The organism is Agromyces binzhouensis (assembly GCF_004135055.1).
Classification (GTDB): Bacteria; Actinomycetota; Actinomycetes; order Actinomycetales; family Microbacteriaceae; genus Agromyces; species Agromyces binzhouensis.
In genome coordinates this window covers 1-5,445 of sequence record NZ_SDPL01000208.1, presented here as the reverse complement: position 1 = coordinate 5,445, position 5,445 = coordinate 1, and the positions used below count along the sequence as shown (strand labels likewise).

At 73.4% G+C, this 5,445-nt stretch carries 6 protein-coding genes; 3 read left to right on the top strand and 3 right to left on the bottom strand.

What is annotated here, in order from left to right; translation table 11 throughout:
* Positions 1–1,971: glycoside hydrolase family 31 protein (locus ESO86_RS10815; protein WP_129234918.1), on the top strand; the 1,971-nt coding region annotated here is incomplete at its 5' end.
* A 9-nt stretch (positions 1,972–1,980) separates the two neighbouring features.
* Here the strand turns inward: ESO86_RS10815 and ESO86_RS10810 are convergent.
* From ESO86_RS10810 to ESO86_RS10800, 3 genes are all read right to left on the bottom strand, one after another.
* Complete coding sequence (locus tag ESO86_RS10810; RefSeq protein WP_129234916.1) at positions 1,981–2,712, bottom strand: glutamine amidotransferase; 732 nt, start codon at positions 2,710–2,712, stop codon at positions 1,981–1,983.
* Positions 2,713–2,744: 32 nt separating this feature from the next.
* The gene (locus ESO86_RS10805; protein ID WP_129234914.1) at positions 2,745–3,179 is read right to left on the bottom strand and encodes a hotdog fold thioesterase; all 435 of its coding nucleotides are present in this window, start codon (positions 3,177–3,179) and stop codon (positions 2,745–2,747) included.
* 77 nt (positions 3,180–3,256) lie between these two features.
* Positions 3,257–3,874 (bottom strand): zinc-binding alcohol dehydrogenase, encoded by a 618-nt coding sequence (locus ESO86_RS10800; protein WP_129234912.1) that lies wholly within the window; start codon positions 3,872–3,874, stop codon positions 3,257–3,259.
* 69 nt (positions 3,875–3,943) lie between these two features.
* On the opposite strand from ESO86_RS10800, the gene purM reads away from it, so the two are divergent.
* Both purM and ESO86_RS10790 read left to right on the top strand, forming a co-directional pair.
* Entirely contained in the window at positions 3,944–5,056 is a 1,113-nt protein-coding gene (gene purM, locus ESO86_RS10795; RefSeq protein WP_129234910.1) for a phosphoribosylformylglycinamidine cyclo-ligase, read from the top strand.
* 4 nt (positions 5,057–5,060) lie between these two features.
* Positions 5,061–5,445 (top strand): LLM class flavin-dependent oxidoreductase (locus ESO86_RS10790; RefSeq protein ID WP_129234908.1); only part of this gene is annotated, 385 nt, incomplete at its 3' end.

The window sequence follows — 5,445 nt, the reverse complement described above, 5'->3', positions numbered from 1 at the left end:
GGCTGGGCGGTCGAGTTGCCCGCGCCCGAGGCGGGCAGCGCCCTCCGGTACCGCTTCGTCGGGCGCACGACCGACGGCGGCATGCAGCGCACGCGCCGGTTCGAGGCTGCCGTCTCGGGTTGGGTCGACGCCCCCGACGGCATCGTCTCGACCGCGGGGGCGAGCCGCGTCGTCGCGGGCAGCGTGCAGGTCCTCACCGACGGCGTGCGCGTGCGCCGCGTGCGCTTCGCGCTGCCGCTCGCCGACGGCGAGCACGTCACGGGCTTCGGGGAGCGCTTCGATGCGCTCGATCACCGGGGCACCGAGCTCGACTCGGTCGTCTTCGAGCAGTACAAGTCGCAGGGCGCCGAACGGAAGACCTACCTCCCGATGCCGTTCGCGCACGTCGTGGGCGGCGACGGCTGGGGCTTCCACGTGCGCACGTCGCGGCGCGCGTGGTTCGACGTCGGCGCGAGCGAGCCCGATCGGCTCGTCGTCGAGGTCGAGGCGGATGTCGCGGCCGGCGAGACCGCCGTCGCCGTCGCGTTCTACGACGGCACGCCCACCGACGTGCTCGACGCGTTCCTCGCCGAGGTCGGCCGCCCCGAGGAGCTGCCCGACTGGGTGTTCCGGCTCTGGGCGAGCGGCAACGAGTGGAACACGCAGGCCGAGGTCGTCCGCCAGATGGACCTGCACCGCGACCACGACGTGCCCGTCGGCTCGGTCGTCATCGAGGCGTGGAGCGACGAGCGCACCTTCACCGCCTTCCGCGACGCCGAGTACGAGGTCGCCGAGGACGGCGCACCGCACCGGCTCGCCGACTTCACCTTCCCGGAGGACGGCGCCTGGCCCGACCCGAAGGGCATGGTCGACGAGCTGCACGCCCGCGACATCCGCGTGCACCTGTGGCAGATCCCGCTGCTGAAGGCACGGCCGCATCCGACGGGCCAGGCGAGGGCCGACGCGCTCGCCGCCGAGCGCGAGGGCGTGCTGATCCGCGAGCCGAACGCGCGCGGCGAGCTGCGCCCGTACCGCAACCGCGGGTGGTGGTTCCCGCTGTCGACGATGCCCGACCTCACCGACGAGCGGGCCGCGCGATGGTGGACCGAGAAGCGCCGGTACCTCGTCGAGGAGGTCGGCATCGACGGCTTCAAGACGGATGGCGGCGAGCACGCCTGGGGCCGCGAGCTCGCCTACCTCGACGGAATGCGCGGCGACGAGGGGAACAACCTGTTCCCGGTCGCGTACGCCAAGGCCTACGGCGACCTGCTCCGGTCGGCGGGCAAGGCGCCCGTGACGTTCAGCCGTGCCGGCTTCACCGGGTCGCAGGCGCACGGCGCCTTCTGGGCGGGCGACGAGAACTCCACGTGGGAGGCGTTCCGCTGGTCGATGTTCGCGGGGCTCTCGGCGGCGGCGAGCGGCATCCTCTACTGGGGCTGGGACCTCGCGGGCTTCTCGGGCCCGCTGCCGAGCGCCGAGCTCTACCTGCGTGCGACCGCCGCGTCGACGTTCGTGCCGATCATGCAGTACCACTCCGAGTTCAACCACCACCGGCGGCCGGTGCGCGACCGCACGCCCTGGAACCTCGCCGAACGCACTGGCGACGATCGGGTCCTTCCGGTCTTCCGTGCGTACGCGCACCTGCGCGAGCGGCTCGTGCGGTACCTCGCGGCCGAGGCCGCCGAGAGCATCCGGACCTCGGCGCCGCTCATGCGCCCGGTGTACTTCGACCACCCGACCCTCGAGACCGCCTGGACGCACCCGCTGCAGTGGTTCCTCGGGCGCGACCTGTTCGTCTCGCCCGTCGTCGACGAGGGTGAGACGACGCACGAGGTCGCGCTGCCGCCCGGCGAGTGGGTCGACGCGTGGTCGGGGGAGGCTGTCACCGGCGATGGCGTCGTGCGCGTCGAGGTGCCGATCGAGCGGATCCCGGTGTTCGCGCGGGCGACGGCGTGGCCGGGGCTGCGCGAGGTGTTCACGGCTCGCCCGTGACGCGGCCGCTCAGCGCGCGTAGCGCTCGACGAACGTGCCCAGCATCCGGCTCGGCTCGGACACGACCGCGCGCGCGGCGGCGGCGAGCGTGACCTCGAGCTCGTCGTCGGCGAAGTAGCCGTAGCTCGCGTACGCGCGGATGCGCACGATGATGCCCTCCAGGTCGAGCTCGGGGTGGAACTGCGTGGCGTAGACGTTGGAGCCGACGCGGAAGACCTGCACCGGGCACGTCGGCGACGAGCCGAGCAGCGTCGCCGACGGCGGCAGGGCCCGGATCGCCTCCTTGTGCCCGACGAACGCGTTGAACGTCTCGGGCAGGCCGGCGAGGAGCGGGTCGGCGGCCCCGGCGTCGGTCAGCGTCACGGGCACCACGCCGATCTTCTCGGCGTAGCGGTCGTCGATCAGCGCGCCCTGGTGGGCCCCCAGCGTGCCGACGCCGTAGCAGGCGCCGAGGAAGGGGAAGTCGCGGGCGACGACCTCGTCGAGCAGGGCCGCGAACTCGGCCTCGACGCGATGCTGCACGGGCGACTTCCGCTCGGGCGGATCGGACGCGTTGAACGGGCCGCCGCCGACGAAGATGCCCGACAGGCCGTCGAGGTCGAGTCGGGGCATCGGGCCGGCCTCGAGGCGGACGCGGACGAGGTCGCGCTCGTCCAGGCCGGTGCCGCGGAGGAACAGCGCGTACTCCTCGTCGGCGGGCTGGTCCTCGGCACGTGTGGCGAGGAGGACGAACGGCTTCACGGCCCCACGATACGCGCGCGACTCGGCGCGTGTCAGTACTGCGACGGCGTCGGCAGCACCGCCATGGTGCACCGCGAGACGCACACGAGGCGCCCCTGCTCGTCGGTGATGCGGATGTCCCAGACCTGCGTCGTGCGCCCGCGCGTGATCGGACTTGCCTCCGCGTGGACCCAGCCCTCGGAGACCGGGCGGACGTGGTTCGCGTTGATCTCCATGCCGACGCAGTAGTACTGCGACGGGTCGACCGTGAACGAGGCGCCCCAGCTCGCGAGCGTCTCGGCGAGTGCGACGGACGCGCCGCCGTGCAGCACGCCGGCGGGCTGCCGGGTGCGGTGGTCGACCGGCATCCGCCCCTTCAGCGAGCCGTCGGTGATCTCGGTCATCTCGATGCCGAGGGCGCGGATCAGGGCGTGCTCGCCGCGCGAGTTCGCCCACTCCAGTGAGGGCTCGCCGAACCAGATGCTCATGCGATCGAGTCTGCCACGCGCGCGTGACGAGGCCCGCAGGGCGGGCGCGGCGCCCGGACGCGCGGCAACCCGGCGCCTCAGGCCAGCTCGGCGATGATCGGGTGGATCGCGTCGTCGAACGCCGCGGCATCCGACCTGAGCGTGTCGGTCACGGCCACGGTCTTCTCGCCGATCCACCAGATGCCGGATGCCGCGAGCGGCAGCACCTCGACGTTCAACTCGAACGAGTGGGCACGCCGTCCCACCTCGCGCTCGTGCTCGGCGATCGAGCCCGCGTAGGCGCGGTAGGTGTCGCCGGAGCGGGCGGCGGAGGCCGTGCGGTAGCGCTCGTGCGCCCATTCCGCCCACGCGAGGGCTGCCTCGGCGTGCGGGCGGATGGCGGCGGCGAGTGCCTCGGCGCCGCTGACGGGGAGGGCGACGGCGGTGCCGTACTCGTCGACCAGTTCGAGCGGCACCGGGGACGGGTGCGACTCGGGCTCGATGGTCATCGACCACCACTCGCGCCACTGCTTCTCGAGGGTGTCGTGCGCGTCGACGTCGCGCGCCGCCTCGGGGCCGATGCGACCCACCTCGCGGAGTCGGGGGAGTTCGGCGGGCGACGCGATGCCGAGCACCTCCCGCAGGTAGAGGGCGAGGAGGGCTCCGGTGCTCGCGTTCTCGCGAATCACCCACGATGGCGTGGCACCCGCGTGCATGCACGGATTGTACCGCCGGCCCCCGACAGCGGGCCCGAGCGGCGCACCTCGCGCGGGTACCCTTGTCGGGTGAGCGCGAACTCGTCCTATGCCGCTGCCGGAGTCGACACCGCCGCCGGCGACCTCGCCGTCGAACTGATGAAGGAGGCGGTCGCGAACACCCACGGGCCGAACGTGCTCGGCGGCGTCGGCGGCTTCGCCGGGCTCTACGACCTCTCGTTCGCGAAGGACTACGCGCGCCCCCTCCTCGCGACCTCGACCGACGGCGTCGGCACGAAGATCGCGATCGCGCAGGCGCTCGACATCCACGACACGATCGGCCAGGACCTCGTCGGCATGGTCGTCGACGACATCGTCGTGGTCGGCGCGACCCCGCTCTTCATGACCGACTACATCGCCTGCGGCAAGGTCGTGCCCGACCGCATCGCCGCGATCGTCACGGGGATCGCCCGCGCCTGCGCCGAGACCGGCACCGCGCTCGTCGGCGGCGAGACCGCCGAGCACCCCGGCCTCATGGGCGTCGACGACTACGACGTCGCGGGTGCCGCCGTGGGCGTCGTCGAGGCCGACCGCGCCCTGGGCGCCGAGCGCGTGCGGGACGGCGACGCCGTCATCGCGATCGAGTCCTCGGGGCTGCACTCGAACGGCTACTCGCTCGTCCGGCACGTCCTGGCGAACGCGAACCTCTCGTACACGGATGCCTCGGCCGAGCTCGGCACGACCTGGGGCGAAGCGCTCCTCGAACCCACCCGCCTGTACTCCGGTCCGCTCGTGCGCCTCCTCGCGCACGACACGCTCGGTGCAGCCGTGCACTCGCTCTCGCACGTCACCGGCGGCGGCATCGCTGCGAACCTGGCGCGCGTGCTCCCTCGCGGCTCCTGGGTCGAGGTCGACCGCTCCACGTGGTCGCCGCAGCCCGTGTTCCGGGTCCTGAACGACCTCGCGGGCACGACGCTCGAGTCGACCGAGGGCACCTGGAACCTCGGCGTCGGCTTCTTCGCGGTCGTGTCGGCGGATGCCGCGGCATCCGTCATCGCCGAACTGGGCACGCTCGGCCTGCCCGCCTGGCAGGTCGGCACGGTCTCGATCGGCGCACGCGACGTCGAGGCATCCGGCTGGGAGCAGGGAGCCAAGGGCGTGGACGGCGGAGCCGTCCGCCTCGTCGGCAGCTACGCGGGCTGAGCGGATGCGTGCCGCGCTCTCGATCGGACTGCCCGGAACGACGGCGCCGGAGACGCTGCGCGCGCTCGCCCCTCGGCTCGAGCGGCTCGGATTCGACGCGATCTGGCTGAACGACGTCCCGGGCGGCGACTCGCTCGCCGGGCTCCGCGTGGTCGCCGAGGCGACCGGGCGGCTCGGGCTCGCGACCGGCGTCATCCCGATCGATCGTCGACCGGTCGGAAGCCTCGACCTCGCGGGCATCCCCCCGGAGCGCACGACGATCGGCATCGGATCCGGCGGCGCGCGACACCCGGTCGCCGTCGTCGCCGACGGCGTCGCCGAGCTCCGCACCCGCACCGACGCCGCGATCGCGGTGGGCGCCCTCGGCCCGCGCATGCGCCGACTGGCCG